Here is a 23,114-nt window from a genome sequence, read left to right as displayed (position 1 = left end):
GGGAATATAAATATCAATTCGCCCTAGGAAGGAGGGGGGCCTGGTGTGCAGGCCGCCGGCTGCCGCATGGGTAGCGGCGGCCGGGTGTCCAGCTACAGCTTACTTCTTGGCTTCAAAGCCCAGGATGGGGCTCAGGTGGGTATTGAATGCAGCCACGGTATCGGCGCTGCTGCGTTCGGCCCACTTGGGCACCACGGTCTCGCTCATGACTTTCTTGAGCAGTTCGCGGTCCGCATCGGTAGGCTCGACCAAAGTCATCTTGCCCTTGGCGGCGTGTGTGCAGGCGGCGGCACCGGTGTTGCAGTCGTAGCCTTCCTGGGTTTCCTTGGCAGCTGCATCCCAGATCTGGTTGGTCATGACCTTGATGTTGCTGGCCAGGAATTCCTGTACTTTGGGGTCCAGTTTTTTCCAGGCGCTCAGATTGGCGGCGTGGATTTGCTGATTCCAGTTGATGGGCATTTTGTACAGGTGGTCGCTGACTTCGTACCACTTGGCCGAGTAGCCGGACATCGAACCGGTGATGGCGCAGTCCACCACGCCGTTTTGCAGTGCAGGCACCACTTCGCCAAAGGGAATGGTCACGCTGTTGCCGCCCAGGGCCTGAACAAATTCGGCCTGGGTGCGGCTGCTGGTGCGCACTTTCTTGCCTTTCAGGTCAGCCAGACCGTCCAGATTGCCTTTGCAGAACAGTACCTGTGCGGGGTAGGTCGAGAAACCCAGCACCTTGATATTGTTCTTTTCGTAAAACTGTTCGTAGGCAGGCGTGAAGGCGTCGGTCAGCTTCTTGGCCACGGAGATGTCCGGGGCCAGGCCGGCCAGGTCGATGGCTTCATTGATGGAGTTGTCGCTGGCAAAGTAAGCCAGGGTGGCCGTGCCGAAGGGAATCACGCCCTGGCCGACCAGGCGCATGATTTCAGGGCCCTTCAGGCCCATGTCGTTAAAGCCTTTGATGTCGGCCGTGACCTTGCCGCCAGACAGCTCGGGAATGGTCTTGGTCCAGAAAGGCTGTTCGGTGTTCTGGTAGGCCGTCAGGTTGCTCAGGCCGCCGACGACTTTCAGTTCGGTCTTGGGCAGGTCCTGGGCGCTGGTCTGCGCCAGAGCGGCCGAGCCCAGGGCCAGGCTGCTCAGTGCCAGGGAGGTCAACACGATTTTTTTCATAATGTGCTCCGGATAGCTGTCTAGCTGCAATGCTTGGAATGTGTCGGTAGGACACGGGAAAAACAGCAATATAAAACCACAAGGGGAACCGGGATCAGCCGGTCAAAACTACGATCAAAGCGCGGCAAGGCGCGTATTCGGGATATCGGTGATCAGCATGTGCCCGGGGGCATGCGTGATGCAGAATTCGGGTCTGGCCTGGGCGGCGACAGCCTGTGGGGTGACGCCGCAGGCCCAGAATACGGGCAGCTCGTCGGGACGGATCTCCACGGCATCGCCATAGTCCGGCGTGTGGATGTCGGTAATGCCAATCAGAGCCGGGTCGCCAATATGAACGGGCGCACCGTGTACCGACGGAAAACGGGATGTGATCTGAATGGCGCGGATGGCGTCAGCGGCGCGCATGGGGCGCATCGACACCACCAGCGGACCGGCCAGACGTCGAGTTGCCTGAGTCTGGATGGTGCTGCGGTACATGGGCACGTTGACCCCGGCGCTGATGTGGCGCACATCAATGCCGTCGGCCAGCAGCGCTTCTTCGAACGAAAACGAGCATCCGATCAAAAATGACACCAGATCGTCACGCCAGAGGTCGCGGATGTTCAGCGGTTCGGCGCACAGCTCACCGTTGCGCCAGACCCGGTAGCGTGGGAAGTCAGTGCGCACATCAATGGTGCTGCCCAACGAGGGGACCAGGTGCTGGCCAGGTTCGGTCACCGCCAGGATGGGGCATGGCTTGGGATTGCGTTGGCTGAACAGCAAAAACTCGTCTGCCCAGTCTTTGGGCAGAATCATCAGGTTGGCCTGCACGTAACCGGCCGCCAGTCCGGCGGTAGGGCCAGTGTGCTGTTCGTTGCGGATGCGCTCGCGGCACTGTTCGGCCACGGGTGCCAAGCTTGGCAGGGATTCCAGGTTCATGATGACCACTCGCACGCAGGGGGTTGATCACAGCAGCGAATTGCAACCGATGGGGCTATGCCTGTCCAATTGTAAGTTCAAATATGCAGTTATAAATATTACTTATCAGTCTCGGCGTAAAGCTGTGCGATTCGCTGTGCGTGATTAGCTACAGTACGGGCGATGTGACTGTCGGGAGAGTCCATCCAACAGGCAAAAAACTCGATCGCCGGCAAAGGTTGATCTACCTTCAAAAGGCGCAGTTTTCCCTCGGAGAGCTCGTCTTTTATGACATCCGGTGCCAGCACGCTGGGGCCCATCCCCCGGCGGGTCATTTGCACGATGGTACTGAGCGATGCGCTGCCGAAAAGGCGGGGCGATTTGACCCCGGCACGCAGCAAGGCTTCGCGTGTCGACTGATAAGGAACGCTGCCCGACGGATAGGTGATTACAGGGTAAACCCCTAGGTCGGAAACGCTGATTTTCCGGCCATGCAGCTTTAGGGCAGGGCTGGCCACCCAACCTAATTGATAGGCGCATAGCCGCAGGCAATGCTCTTTCGGGTCTTGTCCTATGCCCACGATCATGGCCATGTCGATCTGGAACGTAGCGAGCTGCTGACGCAGGACGCTAGTGGTATCGACATGGATTTCGATGACCAAGGCAGGGTATTCGTGATGCAGATAATCGATCAGGTTATGCAGCCAGGTCTGCACAATGGTTTCGGCGACACCCAGTCGCAGCACGCCGCGAATCGCGTTTTGTTCTTTGGCGGCACGCAGCATCTCGGTACGCAGATCCAGCATGCGCTGGGCATGCGAGAGCAGCTCTTGCCCCTTGTCGGTCAGTTTGATGCCGCGTGCCCCGCGATCGAATACCCTCGCCTCCAGGTTGGCTTCCAGACCGGCGATGCGCTGCGAAATAGAGGGCTGAGTCGTATTCAGTTTTTCTGCGGCAGCCCGAAAGCCGCCCAGTTCGGCGACCCATACAAAGGCTTCGATCTGTTTGAAATCAATCATGTTTCCGGTCCTGAAGAGGTGGCTCTTATTATGCCTGAAGCGGCCTTCCCCGCTTTTGTGATGGAGTGCAAAATTTTGGCGGCAAGGGCTGGAATTGCATGCGTCGCCACTATAATCGCGCCATGACTTGCAAGATACTCATTGTGCGTACGTCTTCCCTCGGGGATCTGGTCCATATGCTGCCAGCCATCTCGGATATCGCGCGCCATGTGCCTGGCGCACAAATCGACTGGCTGGTGGAAGAAAGCTTTGCCGAAATTCCGCGCTGGCATCCCGCCGTGCACGAGGCCATTGCGGTGGCGCATCGGCGCTGGCGCAAGCAGTGGTGGTCGGCTCAGACACGACGCGAACGCGCGGCGCTGCGCGAGCAACTGGCTGCGCGCCGCTACGATGTCGTACTGGATATGCAGGCCCTAATGAAGTCGATCTGGTTGGTGCGTCAGACTCACGGTCGGCGTCATGGCCTGGATTGGAAGTCGGCCCGCGAACCTTTGGCGTCCTTGTTTTACGATGTTCGCCATCGCGTGGGTTTCTGGCAGCCGGCCGTATTTCGTCAACGTAGTCTGGCCGCTGCTGCATTTGGCTATCAGTTCGAGGGCGCGCCGGACTTCGGCCTGCAGGGCCTGGTTGCCCAGGCACCGGCGGATCAGCCTCCCTATGCCATTATCATGCCGTCGGCCAGTCGGGACGACAAACTTTGGGCGGCGTCCAATTGGCAGCAAGTGTTCGACCGGTTGCAAGGCGATGGTCTGGAGTTGCGCCTGCTGGCGGGCAACGCTGCCGAGACCGAGCGGGCCCAGGCCTTGATCGCCGGCCGGGCGCACGCGACTGTGTTGCCACGCATGGGGCTGACGCCTATTGCCTTGCAGTTAGCCGGAGCACGCATCATGGTGGGGCTGGATAGCGGACTGACGCATTTGTCGGCGGGCCTGGGCAGGCCGACGATCGGCATCTACAAGGCGTCCACGCCGGTGCGCACGCCGCTTGAAGGGGCCGCTTACACGGCTAGTCTGGGAGAGCGTGGTCATGAGCCTTCGGCCCAGACCGTGTTATGCGCAATTGATCAGGCGCTAGGCAGTGATGCGGCAGGCGCTGCGCCTGCTCTGGCAAGCCCGGCCACTTAAGCTCAGCCTTTGAAATGGCCGTGCTGCTTGGAACACCCGATGGCAGTGTGTCATTATTGCTTACAATGTGTTTTGCTTTTGCGCTGAGGCCAGGCCGGTGAACCGTTTTTTCTATACCACTTCCATACGCTTGCTGGCTCCGGCCTTGATGGCCTGGATGGGCCTGCGGGCGCGCCGTGCAGGCGGGGACTGGCAAGTGCTGTCGGGGCCGCGCTTTGGGTATTATGGCGGGCAGGCGGTAGAACCCAAGGCTCCGGTCTGGGTGCATGCCGTCAGTCTGGGTGAAACCCGTGCGGCGCACCCTTTGATCCGCGCTTTGCTGGATCAGGGCGAAACGGTGTTGTTGACTCACATGACTGTGACAGGGCGCGCCGAAGGTGCCAATGCCTTTGCCGCCGATATCGAGCAAGGCCGTGTTATCCAGCAGTGGCTGCCCTACGACTTTCCCGGCGCGGTGCGCCGTTTCCTGGCGCACTACAGGCCATGTGCCGGCGTACTGATCGAGCGCGAGGTCTGGCCTAATTTGCTGGCGGCAGCACGACGTCAGGGCATTCCCATGATGCTGGCCAGCGCCCGTTTTTCTGAACACGCTTTGGCGACCAGCCTGCGCAGCGGTTCGGTCATGCGCGAAGCCTATCGTTCTTTCGAGTTGGTTTACGCTCAGAGCCTGGCCGATGCACAGCGGCTGGAGCAGGCCGGTGCGCAAGGAGTGCGGGTATCGGGAAACCTGAAGTTCGATGTGGACTTGCCGCACGACAAAATCGCCCGGGGACGGCGTTTTTCCAGTGACCTGAATCGGCGCGTCGTGGTTATTGCCAGCACCCGCGAAACAGAGGATATGGACTTTGCCGACGCTATTGCGCATTTTCTGCGCCGGGAGCGTGAGCATGGCAGTGAATTGCACAGCCCAATCTTGTTTGTGCTGATTCCACGCCATCCGCAGCGTTTCGAGGAGGCAGCCGCTTATCTGGATAAATTGGGATTGCGTTACGTGCGCCGCAGCGTTTTATTGCAACAGGGCGATTCCAGCACATCGGCTATTCAGGCGTGTCGTGATGTGGACGTTCTGCTGGGCGATACCTTGGGTGAAATGTATTGGTACTACGCCTTGGCCCGGGTAGCCATCGTGGCAGGCAGTTTTCAGCCTTTGGGTGGACAGAATTTCATCGAGGCCAGCGCGATAGGTGTGCCTGTCATTGTGGGACCCCATACGCGTAATTTCGAGCAGGCCGTGCAGGATGCGCTGCATGCCGGTGCAGTCGTACGTGCCGCGACACCGGTGGCGGCCTTGCAGCAGGCCGTGGAATTAGTGGATGCGCCGGCGCGGCATCACAAAATGTCTGATGCAGGACTGCACTGGGTGCAGATGCATGAAGGTGCTGTATTGCGCGTGCTGTCGGGGCTGGCCGAGATCCGGGGGCATAAGGACTCCGGAGCATAAGCAAATGCGTATTTTGTTGTAGGGGGCAGGATTGGATGTAGCGTTCCGCCAACAAAGAGATGGGTTGGACGAAAAAAAGCCCGCTGAAGCGGGCTTTTTTTGAGATCAAAAACTGTATTGATTACAGCTTTTGGATGCTCTTGGCTTGGGGACCTTTCTGGCCTTCAGCAGACACGTAAGATACGCGCTGGTTTTCTTCCAGAGATTTGAAGCCCGTGCCCAAGATGTCGGAATGGTGAACGAAAAGATCTTTGCCACCGTTGTCGGGGGAGATAAAGCCGTAGCCTTTTTCGTTATTGAACCATTTCACAATACCGGTTTCTGTTTGCATTTCCTGCATTCCCTAAAAATGACGAGCAATCTGCTCAAAAAAGATTGTCAAGATGTAAAAATCAGGGCAATGAGTATTAGAAACAATACCGTATTGAACAAACTTCGACGAACTTGAAATCCTGCACCGTCAATCGTAGGGGGGAAATGGCCTGTAAGTCAAGCTAAATCGCCCTTTGCACAGTTTGTAACACGCAAGGAATAAACAATTGCGACTAAGGTTTGTTGATTAACCGGACCCCTCTGCGCCCCTCGTTAAAGTCCGTGGTATTTACGACCAAATTCAAGCGTAGCATGAAAGAAACCGGCCTTGCTACCACAGTCGTAACGGGTGCCTTCGTATTGATATGCATATACGGCCCGACTTTCCATCAGACTGGCAATTCCGTCGGTTAATTGAATCTCTCCGCCGACGCCTGCTTGAGTGCGGCGCAGGTGATCGAATATTTCCGGTTCGAGCACATAGCGGCCGACGACAGCCTGCGTGGAAGGCGCATTTTCGGGGGCGGGCTTTTCGACGATACGACTGACGCGGATGGTATTGGCATCGAGTACCTCACCGGCCACGATGCCGTATTTATTGGTTTCACTGCGGTCCACATTCTGTGTCGCCACGATGCTGCCGTTGTACTGGTGGGCGGCTTCGACCAACTGACGAGAGACCGGCGTGGTGGCATCGATCAGGTCGTCGGCCAGCAGCACCAGGAAAGGCTCGTTGCCGACGATGGGGGCGGCGCACAGCACGGCGTGGCCCAGGCCCAGGGCGCGCGACTGGCGCGTGTAGATGCAGTTGACATGGCTGGGAATGACATGGCGCACTTGTTCCAGCATGTCCAGCTTGTTCTTGTTTTCCAGTTCTTTTTCCAGCTCGGGCGCGCTGTCGAAGTGATCTTCGATGGCGCGCTTATTGCGGCCCGTCACAAAAATCAGTTCGGTGACGCCGGCGGCCACGGCTTCTTCCACGGCGTATTGGATCAGCGGCTTGTCGACGATGGGCAGCATTTCCTTAGGCATGGCTTTGGTGGCGGGCAAAAAGCGGGTGCCAAGGCCAGCGACGGGAAAGACGGCTTTACGGATAGGTTTCATGAGTTCGGCAATCGTGATTTAAGGAGCAGAGTTGGCAGCTTCTTGCGGAGCCCCCAATTTGACCGCATCCTGGTTGCGTTGGGAAAACTGTCGGGGCTCGCGGCCCAGCTCGCTGGGTGGCGTGCCGAAAAAACCTTGGCCAAAGGCCAGGACGGCAATGTTTACCAGCACGATAACGATAAAAAGCAGTCGCATCCCCGACACCGGAAAGAAACAGTTCAATCTTGGATTGTAAGGGGTCGGGCCTATAAGTTCACCCGTTTAATGTGAACTTCACGTATCAAAGGGGGCTTGTTTGTGGATGGGTTAGCGTATCCAGACCTTGTGTCAGCGGCACGGTGCGCTAGCGTACAGGGCCAATCCACTTAGGGTGGGCGTGTCTAGATTTTGTGCCGGGGGCGGTACCGTATTAATCAGCCTGCAGTGATGCGCCAGTTGTTGATGCAGTTCGGGCAGAATCAGGTCGCGGCCACCGCCGGCGATAAACAGTAGGGGGGGGACGCCAAATTGCAGTCTGCCTTGTTCCCACTGCCGCAGGACGGCTCCGGCTTGCGCGGCGGCCACGCCGGTACAGATGGCGGCGTCCGTGTCGGTGGGAAATGGGCTGATGCGACCGTGGGCCTGGGGCAGTTGGGCCGTGTTTTGCTTCAGAGAGGACAGCATCAGGCTGGGGCCGGGCAGGATCGTGCCGCCCAGAAAGTTGCGTTCGTTCGTTTGAACAGGACCTAGCATATCGATGGTGGTGGCCGTGCCGAAACTGGCCAGTAAAGCAGGGTGATTGGCATAAGATGCGTTTTGCAGCAGATCGCACAAACCTAGCAGGGCTACCCAGCGATCCGCGCCCAATTGCTCGGCGCGCTTGTAGCCGTTGCGCAGTCCAAATGCCTTCGCTTCGCTGCGCAGCCAGCGCACCGGGCTCAGGCCCAACGCGTGCATGGCCTGATCGATCAGCGCCTGCACGTGGGTTCCGGCCACATTGACGCCGATGGCACGCGGGCCGTTGCAGCGTTTGATGTCTTGCAGGGGGGCCTGATGTGCCTGTAGCAAGGCCGGCAATTGATCGAGCTGATCGGCGCGCAGCGAAAGCGCCATGGCTTCGCGCGCGCCGGTAACAGGATGGCACCATCCCAGCTTGATGCGGGTGTTGCCGGAATCGATCAGCAAAGTCATGCGGTGCCAGTCCGAGAAAAGAAAGCGCCAGTATAGTGATCAGCGCTGTGGGCGCACGGAGACCTCGCCCACCGTGATGGCCCGCTCCGAGCCGTCAGGATGGCGCAGCAACAACTGACCCGATACATTGATGCCGGTGACAATGCCGGTATGCAGGATCTGGCCATTGTCCATGATGTGTACGTGTTGTCCCATCAGGGCGTCCACTTGCGCGTAGCGATCAGGCAGGTCCGTAAAGCCTTGCGCAGTGACATGATTCAGGCTCAGGTAGCAGGACTGGGCGACTTTGGTCACAATGTCCGAGCAGCGGGTCAGGCTGGCCTGGGTGGAGTGTTCGGCGATGCCGCTCCAGTCGGCCACAGCGCGCTGGGTGCGCAGGCTCAGATCGGCGGCGTCTTGCAGATTGATGCCTATGCCTATGATGACAACATGATGATCGGCCGAGCTGGGGGCGGCGCTGGCGCGTGTGGCTTCGACCAGAATGCCAGCCAGCTTGGCCTGATCCCAAAGGACGTCATTCGGCCATTTCATGGTCAGGCGTCGGCGCAAGGCAGGTTCCAGGCACAGGCGCAGCGCTTCACAGGTGGCCATGCCGGCCAGCGGCGAGAGCGTGGGCAACTGGCGCGCCGGCAGAAAGACATCGAAGGCACAGGAGAACATCAGATTGGCACCGGCGCGGTTCTGCCAGGTGCGGCCCGCGCGGCCACGTCCACGGCTTTGCAGGTGGGCACCCAGCAGCCAGGGCCGCACTCGCGGTCCGGTTTCCTGGCGGGCCAGGGTGAGCAGATCTGCATTGGTGGATTCAGTATCGTCCAGCCAGCGGATCTGGTTGAAATGCGGCAGACGCGTGCGCAGCTCGGCGACCATGTCGCGGGGGCTGGGTAGGGCGAATTGGGAAGAGGTGTTCATGACAATCCGGTACACTGGAAGAGCTTGGCATAATCTTATTTGATATTTGGTCTGAACATGTCTGAACGCCTGGATACGATCCAATTTTCCGGCGCTGCCGGCGTCATCGATTGCGCACTGGATTGGCCCATCGACACGCCGCGTGGTTGGGCGCTGATCCTTCATCCGCACCCGCTGCATGGCGGTGCGCGTGACAATAAAGTGGTGACGACCCTGTCCCGCTGCGCCACTCAGCAAGGCTTGCTGGTGGTGCGTCCCGATTTTCGCGGCGTTGGGCTGTCTGCCGGTCAGTTCGATCAGAGCCGTGGCGAGACAGTCGATATGTTGGCCTTGATCGAACAGTTTTCCAACCGGTTTGCGCAATGGCCGGACGGCCCCTGGCTTGTGGCGGGGTTTTCGTTTGGCACCTCCGTGGCCGCCCAGGTTCATGCCGAGCTGGCCGATGCGGGCGCTGCGTCGCCGCGCGCCTTGGTGTTGGCTGGTACAGCGGTCAACCGTTTTCGCTTTCGTCAGGTGCAGCCGCCTGCCGATACCTTGCTGGTGCATGGGGAATTGGACGATGTCGTTCCGCTGTCCGAGGGCATGGAGTTTGCCCGCGAGCACCAGCTTCCTATGGTGGTGCTGCCGCAGGCTGGCCATTTCTTTCACGGCAAGCTGATCCAATTGCGCGAACTTGTCAGCCGCCATCTGGCCGGGCTTGGAACTTAAGCGGCGCTTTGCTTTCAAATCGTTGCGTTTTCATTGGCGGATCACTGGGCAGGCGGGCTTACAGCGTAGCGGCGCTCTGCCATAATGGGCCTTTCCTGATCTGACCGCAGCTTACAATTGTTCCCAGACATGACCTTTGCAAAAAAATCCGTATCTCCGATTCTCTCCCGTTGTGTAGTGGCGCTCGCACTGGCGTTGCCTGTACAAGCTTATGCACAGACGCCGGCTGAATCCAGCGCACCGGTCACGGCACCAGCCGCTACAGCAGCGGCCTTGCCTGGCGATCTTTCCATCGTGCCGCCGCCCGGGTTGACCGCGCCGGCCTGGCTGTCCATGGATGTCAACAGCGGCCAGGTCATTGCAGCCGAACGCATCGACGAGCGTGTCGAACCGGCTTCGCTGACCAAAATTATGACCGCTTATTTGGTCTTCGATGCACTGGAATCAGGCCGTCTGAAGCTGGATCAGGCTGTGAACATTTCGGAAAAGGCCTGGCGCACCGAAGGTTCGCGCATGTTCGTCAAGGTCAACACACAGGTGCCGGTGGACGCCTTGCTGCAAGGCGTGATCGTGCAATCGGGCAACGACGCCTCCGTGGCCCTGGCCGAAGCCGTCGCCGGCAGCGAATCGGCCTTTGCGGCTCTCATGAACGAACAGGCCGCCAAGCTGGGCCTGACCGCTACGCACTTCGTCAACTCCACCGGCTTGCCCGATCCCGCCCATCTGACCTCGGTACGCGATCTGGCCACATTGGCCGCCGCCTTGGTGTCGCGCTTTCCGCAATACCTGCACTACTACAGCCAGAAAGAATTCGCCTACAACAATATCAAGCAGCCCAATCGCAACCGTTTGCTCTGGTTGGACAATACAGTGGACGGCTTGAAGACCGGCCATACCCAGTCAGCAGGGTACTGCCTGGTGTCCACCGCCATGCGCGACGGTCGTCGTATTGTGTCCGTGGTAGTTGGTACGGCCAGCGACAATGCCCGTACCGAAAACAGCCTGAAACTGCTGAACTGGAGCTTCCAGAATTTCGAGACGGTCAAGCTCTACGACGCCGGCAACCCCGCTGTTAATGCACGTGTCTGGGAAGGCACGGTCGAGAATGTCGGGCTGGGCACAGCGGCACCCTTGTGGTTGACCGTGCCGCGCGGCAAATCTGCCCAGATCAAGCCTGTGGCTCAGTATACGCAGCCGCTGGTCGCGCCATTAAGTAAGGGCACCAAAGTCGGTACCCTGACGCTGACTCTGGACGGCAAGACCTTGTCCGAACAGCCTCTGGTCGTACTGGACGATGTCCCCGAGGCCGGCTTTTTTGGCCGCATGGTCGACAAAGTGCGTCTGATGTTCGAATAAGCCTTTCTTTCCGAGACCGACGCTATGATTTCTGGTATTGATCCCGACAGCATTGTTTACCTGAATGGCGACTTCGTTCGTTTGGGCGAGGCGAAAATATCCGTGCTGGACCGCGGTTTTATCTATGGCGACGGCATCTACGATGTCGTGCCGGCCTATCGCGGCAAGCCCTTTCGAATGGACGGACACCTGAACCGCCTGGAGCGCAGCCTGGCCAAGATCGGCATTGCTAATCCGTTTACACGGGTTCAGTGGGAAAAGCTGGTACTGGACATGCTGGCCCGCTCCGGCAAAGGGGCGGACTGTATGGTTTACATACAGGTCACGCGCGGCGTGGCCAAGCGCGACCACGCCTTCCCCAAGAATGTCGCACCCAGCGTGTTTATTATGGTTTCGCCTTTTCAGCGTGTGCAGGCCGAGCGCGAAAACGGTCTGACCGCTATCGCCATCGATGATGTGCGCTGGCTGCATTGCGATATCAAGTCGGTGTCGTTGCTGGGTAATGTGCTGGCCAAACAGCAGGCTGTTCAGGCGGGGGTGGATGAAGTCATCCAATTTCGTGACGGCTTTCTGACCGAAGGCGCATCCTGCAATATCTGGATCGTGCGTAACGGCACCTTGCTGGCACCCATGCGCAATAACCTGATTCTGGAAGGCGTTCGCTACGGCTTGATGGAAGAGCTGGCGGCGCAGGCGGGCATTGCTTTCCAGGCGCGTCGGATTTCCCGCGAGGAAGTCGATAGCGCCGACGAAATCCTGATGACGGCAGCGACCAAGGAAGTGTTGCCCATCGTTGTATTTAATGGCCGCCCCGTCGCAGACGGTCGGCCAGGCCCGGTCTTTGCCCAATTGCGGGCAGGATACGACAAGGCCATTCAGGCTACGGAGCAAGCATGAGCATTATTCCACCCGAAGAATCATTGATCGAATACCCCAGCGACTTCCCCATTAAAGTCATGGGCCAGACTCACGACACGCTGCAGGAAGAGCTATTGGCCATTGTGCTGGAGTTCGACCCCGACTTCGACGCGGCCACGATTGAAAAACGCCCCAGCAAGGCAGGCAACTATACCGGCCTGACGTTCACGGTTCGGGCCACGTCGCGTGAACAGTTGGACAATCTGTACCGTGCCTTGCACGCGCACCATCTGGTGCGTGTCGTCCTATAGGCAGGATCAGGGGGGCGGCATGTCCGATTGCATACAGGTGAAGTCTTTGCCCAGACCGGTCCACTATGGGCCAGTCTGGCAAGCCATGCGCGAGTTCACCGAGCAGCGCGGACCCGACACCCCCGACGAAATCTGGCTGGCCGAGCACCTTCCGGTTTATACGCAAGGACAGGCCGGCAAGCCCGAACACGTGCTCAACCCCGCGGACATCCCTGTTGTGCAGACCGATAGAGGGGGGCAGGTCACCTATCACGGGCCGGGTCAGTTACTGGTGTATTGCCTGTTCGACTTGCGTCGTGTCGGCCTGTATGTCAAAGAGTATGTGGTCTTGCTCGAAGATGCCGTTATCGCTTGTCTGACGCATTTCGGCGTCCAGGGGGCCTGCCGCAAACCCGGTGCGCCTGGCGTGTATGTCCCGGTAGCGCCGGGTGGCGCACTGGCCAAGATCTCCGCGCTGGGCATCAAAATCCGCAATGGACGCTCCTATCATGGCTTGGCCCTGAACCTGGATATGGATTTGACCCCATTTATGGGCATCAATCCATGTGGCTACGAAGGCTTGCAAACCACCGATATGCGCTCCCAAGGGGCGGATGTTACCCTGGATCAGGCGGCACAGTTCTTATGCGAATACTTGTCCAAGGCAATGGCGCAGCGCATGAGCGCTGCCGTAGCCTGATCAACGCCCTTTAAAGACGGCTGGGCGCTTCTGTATGAACGCGTCTATGCCCTCGCAGGCATCGTCGCTCATCATGTTTTTGGCCATGATCTGGCTTGCGTAGTCGTAAGCCTGCTCCAGCGGCAGGCTGCGCTGGCGGTGAAACATCGCCTTGCCTGCACGTACCGCTACCGGGCTTTTGGCCAGAATGCGGTCGGCCAGATCGTGTACGGCCTGGTCCAGTTGCTCGTCGGGCACGGCATGGTTGATCAGCCCCAGTTCCCGGGCCCGACTGGCGTCGATGAACTCGCCCGTCATCAGCATTTCCATGGCGGCTTTGGGCGGCACGCAGCGCGACAGGGCCACCGCAGGAGTGGAACAGAACAAACCCACATTAATGCCCGATACGGCAAAGCGTGCTGATTGCGCAGCCACGGCTAAGTCGCAACTGGCGACCAACTGACAGCCAGCCGCCGTGGCCAGCCCCTGCACGCGCGCAATGACGGGCACGGGCAGGGACTGCACGCTTTGCATGACGCGGCTGCAGCGCTGAAACAGGTCCAGGTAATACGCATGTTCGGGACGACTGCGCATCTGCTTTAAATCGTGCCCGGCGCAAAACGCCTTGCCGCGCGCTTGTATAACGACGCATTGTAGGGCTTGATCCCGGGCCAGATCATCCAGTATGTCCTGCAAGGCATCCAGTACTTCTTCGGATAGCGCGTTGTATTGCGTCGGGCGGTTCAAGGTGATGTGCGCCAGTCCATCGTGCTGTTGCAGCAGCACAGGGGCTGTGTTTTCCTCGTAAGGCATGCAGGTCTCCGTACTTGTTGTATGTGCAGAATACACAGCGCAATGTTGCCGATGCGATGCGTCTGCTTTTATATTCAAGGGGTTCGTGAGCAAACTATGGCCTTGCTTCTAGGCGCTTGTAAAGGCTTGGGGCTACAATCAAATGACGATGCGCCCGCAGCCCGGCTGTGGCGCAGGCATGCTGTTTATATTTACTACGCCTATGACCTCCCCTGCAGATACGTCCGTCGACCCTAAACCTACCGTCCGCCCACGCGCTGTCGCGCCCGCTGATTACGACGCTACGCAAAAGCAGAAGGCCCAGGCCAAGACCTCGCGCATTCCGATCAAGGTCGTGCAGGCCGAGCGTCTGAAGAAGCCGGACTGGATTCGGGTCAAGGCAGCGGCACCGAATTCGCGTTTTTACGAAATCAAGGAAACGCTGCGCGAACATAAGCTGTTTTCGGTTTGCGAAGAAGCGTCCTGTCCGAACATCGGCGAATGCTTTGGCAAGGGCACGGCCACCTTCATGATCATGGGCGACAAGTGTACGCGTCGTTGCCCGTTTTGCGATGTGGGGCATGGCCGTCCCGATCCGCTGGATCAGGACGAACCCGCCAATCTGGCCAAGGCCATTGGCGCGATGAAATTGTCCTATGTGGTCATTACATCGGTAGACCGAGATGATTTGCGCGATGGCGGCGCGGCCCATTTTGTCGAATGCATCCGTCAGGTGCGCGAGCATTCGCCCCATACAACCATTGAAGTCCTGGTGCCCGATTTCCGTGCCCGTCTGGAGCGCGCCTTGGACATCTTGGATGCCTGCCCTCCAGATGTCATGAACCATAATCTGGAAACCGTGCCGCGTCTCTACAAACAGGCCCGGCCCGGCTCGGATTACCATCATTCGCTCAAGCTGTTGCAGGAATTCAAGAAACTGCATCCCGAAGTGCCGACCAAATCGGGGCTGATGGTCGGGCTGGGCGAGACCAACGAGGAAATTCTGGAAGTCATGCGCGATATGCGGGCGCACAATGTAGAGATGTTGACCATAGGCCAGTATTTGCAGCCGTCGGGACACCATTTGCCTGTTCTGCGTTATGTCACGCCGGACGAATTCGCCATGTTCGAGCGCGAAGCTTACGCGATGGGCTTTACCCATGCTGCTGTCGGTGCCATGGTCCGCTCGTCCTATCATGCGGATCAGCAGGCCCACGCCGCCGGCGTGCAGCCCTGATACGGGTCACTGTCTACTTCTTGCCATAGCAGCAACAAAAACTCCCGGACTTGGGCGTACCGAGCAAGCTTTGCATGACCACGTGCTGTGGTCAGCGATCGGTGCGCCGTCAGCCTATTGGCTTGCGGCCAGACACCGGCTCGATAGCGATGCCACAAAGGCTTCGATGGTCGCGTCGTAGTCTTCCACCCCCAGGTACCATGCTGTCAGGCCAGATGCGTCCAGTTTCAGCTCGGTCCAGCAAAACAGCGAACGATCAAACGAGTCTTTAATGGTTTCATTGAGCAGCTTGAACAGTTCTTCCATCAAAGGCAGGCAGTTCAAGGGCACCTGAATAGGTGTGTTGCCTTCAAACTGCCAGGCATATTGCTGGGTCAGTTCCGATGACCACAAAGCGTGTTGTTCGTCAGGGTTCAAAGTCGGATCGGCAGGGCTTAGCGGCATATGCGTATGTCTATATATAGAAGGTCAGGGTCAGGGGCCGGTTGCCAGCCAGTCGATGGCAGCGGCGTTCTGTTCGGCTAACCAGTCGTTGGCTTGGCGAAAATGGCCACAGCCCATGAAAGGGACAGGAGGCCGACGAGCCGATAAGGGGGACGGATGGTTGGCCGCCAAGATCAGGTGCGGGCCTTGCGCGTGCCGGCGGATCAGGTCCGTTTTGGCTTGGGCATGATTGCCCCAGAGCATATAGACAATGGGGTGCGTAGTCTGATCGGCCAGGTGAACCAGCAGGGCATCCGTTACTGTCTCCCATCCTTTCCTGGCATGCGAGGCGGGTAGCCCATCTTCCACTGTCAACGATGTATTGAGCAGCAGTACGCCCTGGCGCGCCCAATTGCTCAGATCATGGCTGGCCGGTGCCGGCATATCTGGATACTCCAGCTGCAACTGTGCCAGGATATTACGTAGACTGGGAGGGGCGGGGCAGGTGTCGGGTACCGAAAATGCCAGACCTTGTGCCTGGTTGGGGCCGTGGTAGGGATCTTGCCCCAGTATGACAACACGCACGCCATCCGGCGGCAGCAATTGCAGGGCGCGAAAAGGAGCGGCCGGATAGATGGTGGCTCCTTGAGCCAGCTCCTTGTCCAGCCATGCAGAGACGTTTTGCAGGGTCTGAACCAGTTCGGGGCTGCCAAGGGCGGCTTTCCAGTGAGGTGGTAGAAGGGATAGCTGCGCAAGAATACTGCCGTCCAGCGTATTGCCGGCTAGAATCTCGTCGCCGATCAGGCTGAGCTGCCCCTTAGGGCGAGAGGAAGATGAGCGCGCCATAATGAAAAGAGTGTGGTGACTATCCGCGTATTGTAAGGCGTGCCTTGCGCTCTGCCGAATGCGCTGTGCCTGGAATGTTGTGAGGACGATAGGCTGCGTGGCGGGGGCAGCATCTCCTCTATATATAGTAGCGAGCACCAAGGGCCTGTGTTGGGCGCGGACATGCAAAACGAAGGTCGCTATATATAGAAGAGCAGGTTGCCCTATATATATAGAGTAGGGCGAGTCCCGAATCAGAGTGACGATGCTTGCGATTGTGTCGGTGGTCGACGATCCGGCGTTAGGTGCCGGGCAGTCATTGCGCGCTGCCATTGTAGGGGTGGTGTTTGTATAGGTGCGATGCCGGCCTGCTCCTTCAGGCATGGTGGGGCGGGTTGGCTGGGGCAGTGGCTCTGTTTCGTAATAGGGATGAGTGGCTTGTTAAGCACCTTGCATAGATGACGAAGCTCTTGTCTGGTAGTTTTGGAGCGTGGGTGGCTACGCATCTAAAAGTTACATTTTATATGTATCCTGTATTTTTATTTGTTTTCAGTGGGTTGAGATGTTTCTGGAGAAAGAGTGTCAGGCCTGCTGAAATATTCTTGTCAAAAAGCTTGCTATCGGGGAAAACACCGTGCTATAGTTTCTTTCTTGCTGCAGCGAACAGGGTTTTCCCGAAGCGGTACAGCAAGCGGTTAGTTCGATTTCACCGCCTTGGCTCAATGGCCCGCACCGAAGTCTAAATTAACCGGCAGAAAATAAAGCTTGCATGATTTCAGTTTTTCATGTTAAAGTTCTAGATTCTGCAAACGAGATTGCAAAGTTAAGTTTTTAGCGACGTCTTAAAATTTAACTTTGTAGCTTGTGAAGTTAAGCAGCACAGGATCAGGTGGTTTCATCCGGTTCTGGTTCAAGCGGGAACAAGTTTGATCAGTTTAGGTTCTGCCAAAAACGCTCAAACGAACTTCAAAAAAACGCTTGACACACTGCGAAAAACGCTTCATAATCTCGTTTCTCTGCTGCTGAGACAGCAAGGCACGAAACGCCACACAGCGTAACGCGCCGGCCGACTCAGCCAGTAGAACGACAGGCAACTGTCACTGCTCTTTAACAATTAACAGCCGATAAGTGTGGGCGCTTGGAATGAGCGGGCCGAACCCTTTACGGGATCGCCACAAGTTTGTATCAAGTGCTCACAGACGAAAAATGAAGTTTTTACCTTGTGTAAACTCTGAATTTTTCTTTGAGACACAATCGGTCTCGTCGCAAGACGGGACAACCACAGAGATTAAACTGAAGAGTTTGATCCTGGCTCAGATTGAACGCTAGCGGGATGCTTTACACATGCAAGTCGAACGGCAGCACGAGAGAGCTTGCTCTCTTGGTGGCGAGTGGCGGACGGGTGAGTAATGTATCGGAACGTGCCCAGTAGCGGGGGATAACTACTCGAAAGAGTGGCTAATACCGCATACGCCCTACGGGGGAAAGGGGGGGATCGCAAGACCTCTCACTATTGGAGCGGCCGATATCGGATTAGCTAGTTGGTGGGGTAAAGGCCCACCAAGGCGACGATCCGTAGCTGGTTTGAGAGGACGACCAGCCACACTGGGACTGAGACACGGCCCAGACTCCTACGGGAGGCAGCAGTGGGGAATTTTGGACAATGGGGGAAACCCTGATCCAGCCATCCCGCGTGTATGATGAAGGCCTTCGGGTTGTAAAGTACTTTTGGCAGAGAAGAAAAGGCGCTTCCTAATACGAAGCGCTGCTGACGGTATCTGCAGAATAAGCACCGGCTAACTACGTGCCAGCAGCCGCGGTAATACGTAGGGTGCAAGCGTTAATCGGAATTACTGGGCGTAAAGCGTGTGTAGGCGGTTCGGAAAGAAAGATGTGAAATCCCAGGGCTCAACCTTGGAACTGCATTTTTAACTGCCGAGCTAGAGTATGTCAGAGGGGGGTAGAATTCCACGTGTAGCAGTGAAATGCGTAGAGATGTGGAGGAATACCGATGGCGAAGGCAGCCCCCTGGGACAATACTGACGCTCAGACACGAAAGCGTGGGGAGCAAACAGGATTAGATACCCTGGTAGTCCACGCCCTAAACGATGTCAACTAGCTGTTGGGGCCGTTAGGCTTCAGTAGCGCAGCTAACGCGTGAAGTTGACCGCCTGGGGAGTACGGTCGCAAGATTAAAACTCAAAGGAATTGACGGGGACCCGCACAAGCGGTGGATGATGTGGATTAATTCGATGCAACGCGAAAAACCTTACCTACCCTTGACATGTCTGGAAAGCCGAAGAGATTTGGCCGTGCTCGCAAGAGAACCGGAACACAGGTGCTGCATGGCTGTCGTCAGCTCGTGTCGTGAGATGTTGGGTTAAGTCCCGCAACGAGCGCAACCCTTGTCATTAGTTGCTACGCAAGAGCACTCTAATGAGACTGCCGGTGACAAACCGGAGGAAGGTGGGGATGACGTCAAGTCCTCATGGCCCTTATGGGTAGGGCTTCACACGTCATACAATGGTCGGGACAGAGGGTCGCCAACCCGCGAGGGGGAGCTAATCTCATAAACCCGATCGTAGTCCGGATCGCAGTCTGCAACTCGACTGCGTGAAGTCGGAATCGCTAGTAATCGCGGATCAGAATGTCGCGGTGAATACGTTCCCGGGTCTTGTACACACCGCCCGTCACACCATGGGAGTGGGTTTCACCAGAAGTAGGTAGCCTAACCGTAAGGAGGGCGCTTACCACGGTGGGATTCATGACTGGGGTGAAGTCGTAACAAGGTAGCCGTATCGGAAGGTGCGGCTGGATCACCTCCTTTTAGAGCGAATGGCTCGCAAAGCGAAAGCGTCCACACTTATTGGCTGTTAGTTAATGTCATGACCATGAAGGTTATCGCCCAGTGGTGATAGATGGGTCAGTAGCTCAGTCGGTTAGAGCACCGTCTTGATAAGGCGGGGGTCGTTGGTTCGATTCCAACTTGACCCACCAACGATTACCTCGGGGGATTAGCTCAGCTGGGAGAGCACCTGCTTTGCAAGCAGGGGGTCGTCGGTTCGATCCCGTCATCCTCCACCATCGCTTTATCGCGGTAGGGGCCGGTAACTGATCATTCATGACAGAGTATAGGGCACAGGCAAACAACGGTTTGGCTGGCGCTAGATTCAACGAAGAGTGTTCTTTTTAAAGAATACTGCTCGTTGGGTTATGCAACCCACGAATTGCTCTTTAACAATTAGGAAGAAGCACAACGAAGGTGTGTTGTCTGATACGCATCATTTCTTAGGAAGCGATGTAGACAATGCACGGGTTGTGATTGCAACACGAACAATTTATGTTCAACAAGTTCTCAAAAATATAGACGTTGTTCAATCCTCGGATTGGATGACAGCTAAGGATTGATGAACGGCAACAACGTATACTCATATATCCTATAGCCGTAAGCGTTATAGGATCAAGCGAATAAGTGCATATGATGGATGCCTTGGCGATCACAGGCGATGAAGGACGCGGTAGCCTGCGAAAAGCTACGGGGAGCTGGCAAACAAGCTTTGATCCGTAGATGTCCGAATGGGGAAACCCACCGCAGCAATGCGGTATCCCATACTGAATACATAGGTATGTGGAGGCGAACCGAGTGAACTGAACCATCTCAGTAACTCGAGGAAAAGAAATCAACCGAGATTCCGGAAGTAGTGGCGAGCGAAACCGGACCAGCCTGGATGTTTTAGCGTATTACATAGTCGAATGGAATGGAAAGTCCAGCCGTAGCAGGTGATAGCCCTGTAGACGAAATGCAATACGTGGAACTAAGCATCGAACAAGTAGGGCGGGACACGTGAAATCCTGTCTGAATATGGGGGGACCATCCTCCAAGGCTAAATACTCGTGATCGACCGATAGTGAACCAGTACCGTGAGGGAAAGGCGAAAAGAACCCCGGAAGGGGAGTGAAATAGATCCTGAAATCATATGCATACAAACAGTAGGAGCACCTTCGTGGTGTGACTGCGTACCTTTTGTATAATGGGTCAGCGACTTACATTCAGTGGCAAGCTTAACCGAATAGGGGAGGCGTAGCGAAAGCGAGTCCGAATAGGGCGATTCAGTCGCTGGGTGTAGACCCGAAACCAGGCGATCTATCCATGGCCAGGTTGAAGGCACGGTAACACGTGCTGGAGGACCGAACCCACTAATGTTGAAAAATTAGGGGATGAGCTGTGGATCGGAGTGAAAGGCTAAACAAGCCTGGAGATAGCTGGTTCTCTCCGAAAACTATTTAGGTAGTGCCTCACGTATTACTGTCGGGGGTAGAGCACTGTTATGGCTAGGGGGTCACAGCGACTTACCAAACCATGGCAAACTCCGAATACCGACAAGTACAGCGTGGGAGACAGAGCACCGGGTGCTAACGTCCGGACTCAAGAGGGAAACAACCCAGACCGCCAGCTAAGGTCCCTAACTATGGCTAAGTGGGAAACGAAGTGGGAAGGCATAGACAGTCAGGAGGTTGGCTTAGAAGCAGCCATCCTTTAAAGAAAGCGTAATAGCTCACTGATCGAGTCGTCCTGCGCGGAAGATGTAACGGGGCTAAGCCATAGACCGAAGCTGCGGATGTGTACTATGTACACATGGTAGGAGAGCGTTCCGTAAGCCTGTGAAGGTGTTCCGTGAGGAATGCTGGAGGTATCGGAAGTGAGAATGCTGACATGAGTAGCGATAAAGGGGGTGAAAAGCCCCCTCGCCGTAAGTCCAAGGTTTCCTGCGCAACGTTCATCGGCGCAGGGTGAGTCGGCCCCTAAGGCGAGGCAGAGATGCGTAGCTGATGGGAAGCGGGTTAATATTCCCGCACCGTCGTAGAGTGCGATGGGGGGACGGATTGCAGAAGGTCATCGGGGTGTTGGATGTCCCCGTTGGCGCATCGTAGAAGGCACTTAGGCAAATCCGGGTGCATAATTCAAGGGTGTGACTGAATAGAGCTTCGGCTCTAAACTGACTGGAAGCAGTTCCAAGAAAAGCCTCTAAGCTTCAGCTCTACGAGACCGTACCGCAAACCGACACAGGTGGACGGGATGAATATTCCAAGGCGCTTGAGAGAACTCAGGAGAAGGAACTCGGCAAATTAATACCGTAACTTCGGGAGAAGGTATGCCTCATTAGTGTGAAGTGCCTGCGCACGGAGCACGAAGAGGCCGCAGTGAATCGGTGGCTGCGACTGTTTACTAAAAACACAGCACTCTGCAAACACGAAAGTGGACGTATAGGGTGTGACGCCTGCCCGGTGCCGGAAGGTTAAGTGATGGGGTGCAAGCTCTTGATCGAAGCCCCGGTAAACGGCGGCCGTAACTATAACGGTCCTAAGGTAGCGAAATTCCTTGTCGGGTAAGTTCCGACCTGCACGAATGGCGTAACGATGGCCACACTGTCTCCTCCTGAGACTCAGCGAAGTTGACATGGTTGTGATGATGCAATCTCCCCGCGGCTAGACGGAAAGACCCCATGAACCTTTACTGTAGCTTTGCATTGAACTGTGAACCGGCCTGTGTAGGATAGGTGGGAGACGTTGAAGCGTGGTCGCCAGACTGCGTGGAGTCAACCTTGAAATACCACCCTGGTCTGTTTGCGGTTCTAACCTAGGTCCCTTATCGGGATCGGGGACCGTGCATGGTGGGCAGTTTGACTGGGGCGGTCTCCTCCCAAAGTGTAACGGAGGAGTTCGAAGGTACGCTAGGAACGGTCGGAAATCGTTCTGATAGTGCAATGGCATAAGCGTGCTTGACTGTGAGACTGACAAGTCGAACAGGTACGAAAGTAGGACATAGTGATCCGGTGGTTCTGTATGGAAGGGCCATCGCTCAACGGATAAAAGGTACTCTGGGGATAACAGGCTGATACCGCCCAAGAGTTCATATCGACGGCGGTGTTTGGCACCTCGATGTCGGCTCATCTCATCCTGGGGCTGTAGCCGGTCCCAAGGGTATGGCTGTTCGCCATTTAAAGAGGTACGTGAGCTGGGTTTAAAACGTCGTGAGACAGTTTGGTCCCTATCTGCCGTGGGCGTTGGATACTTGACGGAGCCTGCTCCTAGTACGAGAGGACCGGAGTGGACGTACCACTGGTGTATCGGTTGTCATGCCAATGGCATTGCCGAGTAGCTACGTACGGAAGAGATAACCGCTGAAGGCATCTAAGCGGGAAACTCGTCTGAAGATTAGGTATCCCGGGGGCTTGACCCCCTGTAGGGTCGTCCGAGACCAGGACGTTGATAGGCTGGGTGTGGAAGTGCAGTAATGCATGTAGCTAACCAGTACTAATTGCCCGTGTGGCTTGATCCTATAACCCTTGTGGTTGTAGTGAGTACAAGTTGTTGACCACAGAACGTAATATTGAAGTGCAGCGCAGCCCGCGCTCAAACCCTTCGTAAACACTTGCTAAGCGATCCGTACTGATCCTGGCAAGGTGCTTCTTCCAAATTGGCTAGGCTGTCCACAAGACAACCTGGCAACCAGTTACGCTTGACGACCATAGCAAGGTGGTCCCACGCCTTCCCATCCCGAACAGGACTGTGAAACGCCTTTGCGCCGATGATAGTGGACGGACGTCTGTGAAAGTAGGTCATCGTCAAGCTCTTATTGCTCAAAACCCCCGCAAGCCTCGCTTGTGGGGGTTTTGTCTTTTAGGCGACGCAACGCCAGCGCACGGCTCGCTGGCTGCCTCCATGCGCCTGAGCGCATCCCCCCCGGCCTGCACGCCGCCCAAGCACTCTCCAGCACAGCGCGCACACAACACTCAAACCCAGCCCAAGCA

General features: G+C 56.8%; 19 protein-coding genes, 2 tRNA genes and 3 rRNA genes. 13 read left to right on the top strand and 11 right to left on the bottom strand.

Translation table 11 applies throughout. The features are described from left to right. Window positions 1-99: 99 nt before the first annotated feature. The 3 genes from AADW57_RS00120 to AADW57_RS00110 all read right to left on the bottom strand — a co-directional run bounded on the left by AADW57_RS00120 (window position 100) and on the right by AADW57_RS00110 (window position 3,074). The gene (locus AADW57_RS00120; RefSeq protein WP_341668034.1) at window positions 100-1,158 is read right to left on the bottom strand and encodes a TRAP transporter substrate-binding protein; all 1,059 of its coding nucleotides are present in this window, start codon (window positions 1,156-1,158) and stop codon (window positions 100-102) included. 114 nt (window positions 1,159-1,272) lie between these two features. Next, complete coding sequence (locus AADW57_RS00115) at window positions 1,273-2,076, bottom strand: putative hydro-lyase (protein WP_341668033.1); 804 nt, start codon at window positions 2,074-2,076, stop codon at window positions 1,273-1,275. 98 nt (window positions 2,077-2,174) lie between these two features. Continuing rightward, window positions 2,175-3,074 (bottom strand): LysR family transcriptional regulator, encoded by a 900-nt coding sequence (locus tag AADW57_RS00110; RefSeq protein ID WP_341668032.1) that lies wholly within the window; start codon window positions 3,072-3,074, stop codon window positions 2,175-2,177. Window positions 3,075-3,196: 122 nt separating this feature from the next. Here AADW57_RS00110 and waaC point away from each other — a divergent pair, with 122 nt between their 5' ends. Both waaC and AADW57_RS00100 read left to right on the top strand, forming a co-directional pair. Further along, window positions 3,197-4,198, top strand: coding sequence for a lipopolysaccharide heptosyltransferase I (waaC, locus tag AADW57_RS00105; protein WP_341669627.1), 1,002 nt, complete (start codon window positions 3,197-3,199; stop codon window positions 4,196-4,198). A gap of 97 nt (window positions 4,199-4,295) precedes the next feature. Continuing rightward, entirely contained in the window at window positions 4,296-5,639 is a 1,344-nt protein-coding gene (locus tag AADW57_RS00100; RefSeq protein WP_341668031.1) for a 3-deoxy-D-manno-octulosonic acid transferase, read from the top strand. A gap of 121 nt (window positions 5,640-5,760) precedes the next feature. On the opposite strand, the gene AADW57_RS00095 is transcribed toward AADW57_RS00100, so the two are convergent. The 5 genes from AADW57_RS00095 to AADW57_RS00075 form a co-directional block, all read right to left on the bottom strand. Further along, window positions 5,761-5,970, bottom strand: a complete 210-nt coding sequence (locus AADW57_RS00095) for a cold-shock protein (RefSeq protein ID WP_026483779.1) — start codon at window positions 5,968-5,970, stop codon at window positions 5,761-5,763. 254 nt (window positions 5,971-6,224) lie between these two features. Further along, window positions 6,225-7,055, bottom strand: coding sequence for a UTP--glucose-1-phosphate uridylyltransferase GalU (gene galU, locus AADW57_RS00090; RefSeq protein WP_341668029.1), 831 nt, complete (start codon window positions 7,053-7,055; stop codon window positions 6,225-6,227). A gap of 18 nt (window positions 7,056-7,073) precedes the next feature. Further along, the gene (locus AADW57_RS00085; protein ID WP_341668028.1) at window positions 7,074-7,250 is read right to left on the bottom strand and encodes a hypothetical protein; all 177 of its coding nucleotides are present in this window, start codon (window positions 7,248-7,250) and stop codon (window positions 7,074-7,076) included. Window positions 7,251-7,382: 132 nt separating this feature from the next. Further along, window positions 7,383-8,225 carry a type III pantothenate kinase gene (locus AADW57_RS00080; protein ID WP_341668027.1) on the bottom strand — a complete coding sequence of 281 codons (843 nt, stop codon included), beginning with the start codon at window positions 8,223-8,225 and terminating at the stop codon, window positions 7,383-7,385. A gap of 39 nt (window positions 8,226-8,264) precedes the next feature. Further along, window positions 8,265-9,134 (bottom strand): biotin--[acetyl-CoA-carboxylase] ligase, encoded by an 870-nt coding sequence (locus AADW57_RS00075; RefSeq protein ID WP_341668026.1) that lies wholly within the window; start codon window positions 9,132-9,134, stop codon window positions 8,265-8,267. A 57-nt stretch (window positions 9,135-9,191) separates the two neighbouring features. Here AADW57_RS00075 and AADW57_RS00070 point away from each other — a divergent pair, with 57 nt between their 5' ends. The 5 genes from AADW57_RS00070 to lipB all read left to right on the top strand — a co-directional run bounded on the left by AADW57_RS00070 (window position 9,192) and on the right by lipB (window position 13,046). Then, window positions 9,192-9,842, top strand: coding sequence for an alpha/beta hydrolase (locus AADW57_RS00070; protein WP_341668025.1), 651 nt, complete (start codon window positions 9,192-9,194; stop codon window positions 9,840-9,842). 129 nt (window positions 9,843-9,971) lie between these two features. Continuing rightward, window positions 9,972-11,198 (top strand): D-alanyl-D-alanine carboxypeptidase family protein, encoded by a 1,227-nt coding sequence (locus tag AADW57_RS00065; protein ID WP_341668024.1) that lies wholly within the window; start codon window positions 9,972-9,974, stop codon window positions 11,196-11,198. 24 nt (window positions 11,199-11,222) lie between these two features. Next, entirely contained in the window at window positions 11,223-12,095 is an 873-nt protein-coding gene (locus tag AADW57_RS00060) for a D-amino acid aminotransferase (protein ID WP_341668023.1), read from the top strand. Further along, on the top strand, window positions 12,092-12,367 hold the full coding sequence (locus AADW57_RS00055) for a DUF493 family protein (RefSeq protein ID WP_341668022.1): 276 nt from the start codon (window positions 12,092-12,094) through the stop codon (window positions 12,365-12,367). The genes AADW57_RS00060 and AADW57_RS00055 overlap by 4 nt, the downstream gene beginning before the upstream one ends. A gap of 19 nt (window positions 12,368-12,386) precedes the next feature. Continuing rightward, window positions 12,387-13,046 (top strand): lipoyl(octanoyl) transferase LipB, encoded by a 660-nt coding sequence (gene lipB, locus AADW57_RS00050; RefSeq protein ID WP_341668021.1) that lies wholly within the window; start codon window positions 12,387-12,389, stop codon window positions 13,044-13,046. Here lipB and AADW57_RS00045 read toward each other — a convergent pair whose 3' ends face one another. Then, the gene (locus AADW57_RS00045) at window positions 13,047-13,838 is read right to left on the bottom strand and encodes an enoyl-CoA hydratase (protein ID WP_341668020.1); all 792 of its coding nucleotides are present in this window, start codon (window positions 13,836-13,838) and stop codon (window positions 13,047-13,049) included. It lies immediately after the preceding gene. Between the two features lie 202 nt (window positions 13,839-14,040). Between AADW57_RS00045 and lipA the strand changes: the two genes are divergently transcribed. Next, the gene (lipA, locus tag AADW57_RS00040) at window positions 14,041-15,054 is read left to right on the top strand and encodes a lipoyl synthase (RefSeq protein WP_341668019.1); all 1,014 of its coding nucleotides are present in this window, start codon (window positions 14,041-14,043) and stop codon (window positions 15,052-15,054) included. Window positions 15,055-15,168: 114 nt separating this feature from the next. Here the strand turns inward: lipA and AADW57_RS00035 are convergent, their stop codons facing one another. Beyond that, the gene (locus AADW57_RS00035; protein WP_341668018.1) at window positions 15,169-15,498 is read right to left on the bottom strand and encodes a hypothetical protein; all 330 of its coding nucleotides are present in this window, start codon (window positions 15,496-15,498) and stop codon (window positions 15,169-15,171) included. 30 nt (window positions 15,499-15,528) lie between these two features. Further along, on the bottom strand, window positions 15,529-16,323 hold the full coding sequence (locus AADW57_RS00030) for a uracil-DNA glycosylase (RefSeq protein WP_341668017.1): 795 nt from the start codon (window positions 16,321-16,323) through the stop codon (window positions 15,529-15,531). Between the two features lie 1,269 nt (window positions 16,324-17,592). On the opposite strand from AADW57_RS00030, the gene AADW57_RS00025 reads away from it, so the two are divergent. The 5 genes from AADW57_RS00025 (at window position 17,593) to rrf (ending at window position 22,934) form a co-directional block, all read left to right on the top strand. Further along, a 16S ribosomal RNA gene (locus AADW57_RS00025) occupies window positions 17,593-19,129 on the top strand. Between the two features lie 93 nt (window positions 19,130-19,222). Then, a tRNA-Ile gene (locus tag AADW57_RS00020) sits at window positions 19,223-19,299 on the top strand. A gap of 11 nt (window positions 19,300-19,310) precedes the next feature. After that, a tRNA-Ala gene (locus AADW57_RS00015) sits at window positions 19,311-19,386 on the top strand. Between the two features lie 374 nt (window positions 19,387-19,760). Then, window positions 19,761-22,642: ribosomal RNA gene (locus tag AADW57_RS00010) — 23S ribosomal RNA — on the top strand. Between the two features lie 179 nt (window positions 22,643-22,821). Then, a 5S ribosomal RNA gene (gene rrf / locus AADW57_RS00005) occupies window positions 22,822-22,934 on the top strand. Together the 16S, 23S and 5S rRNA genes with 2 tRNA genes alongside form the textbook arrangement of a ribosomal RNA operon. Window positions 22,935-23,114: the final 180 nt, after the last annotated feature.

Source organism: Alcaligenes sp. SDU_A2 (assembly GCF_038237375.1).
In the GTDB taxonomy this organism is placed as follows: Bacteria; Pseudomonadota; Gammaproteobacteria; order Burkholderiales; family Burkholderiaceae_B; genus Alcaligenes.
The sequence above is the reverse complement of the archived record's forward strand: the minus strand, read 5'-3'. Positions and strand labels throughout refer to the sequence as shown.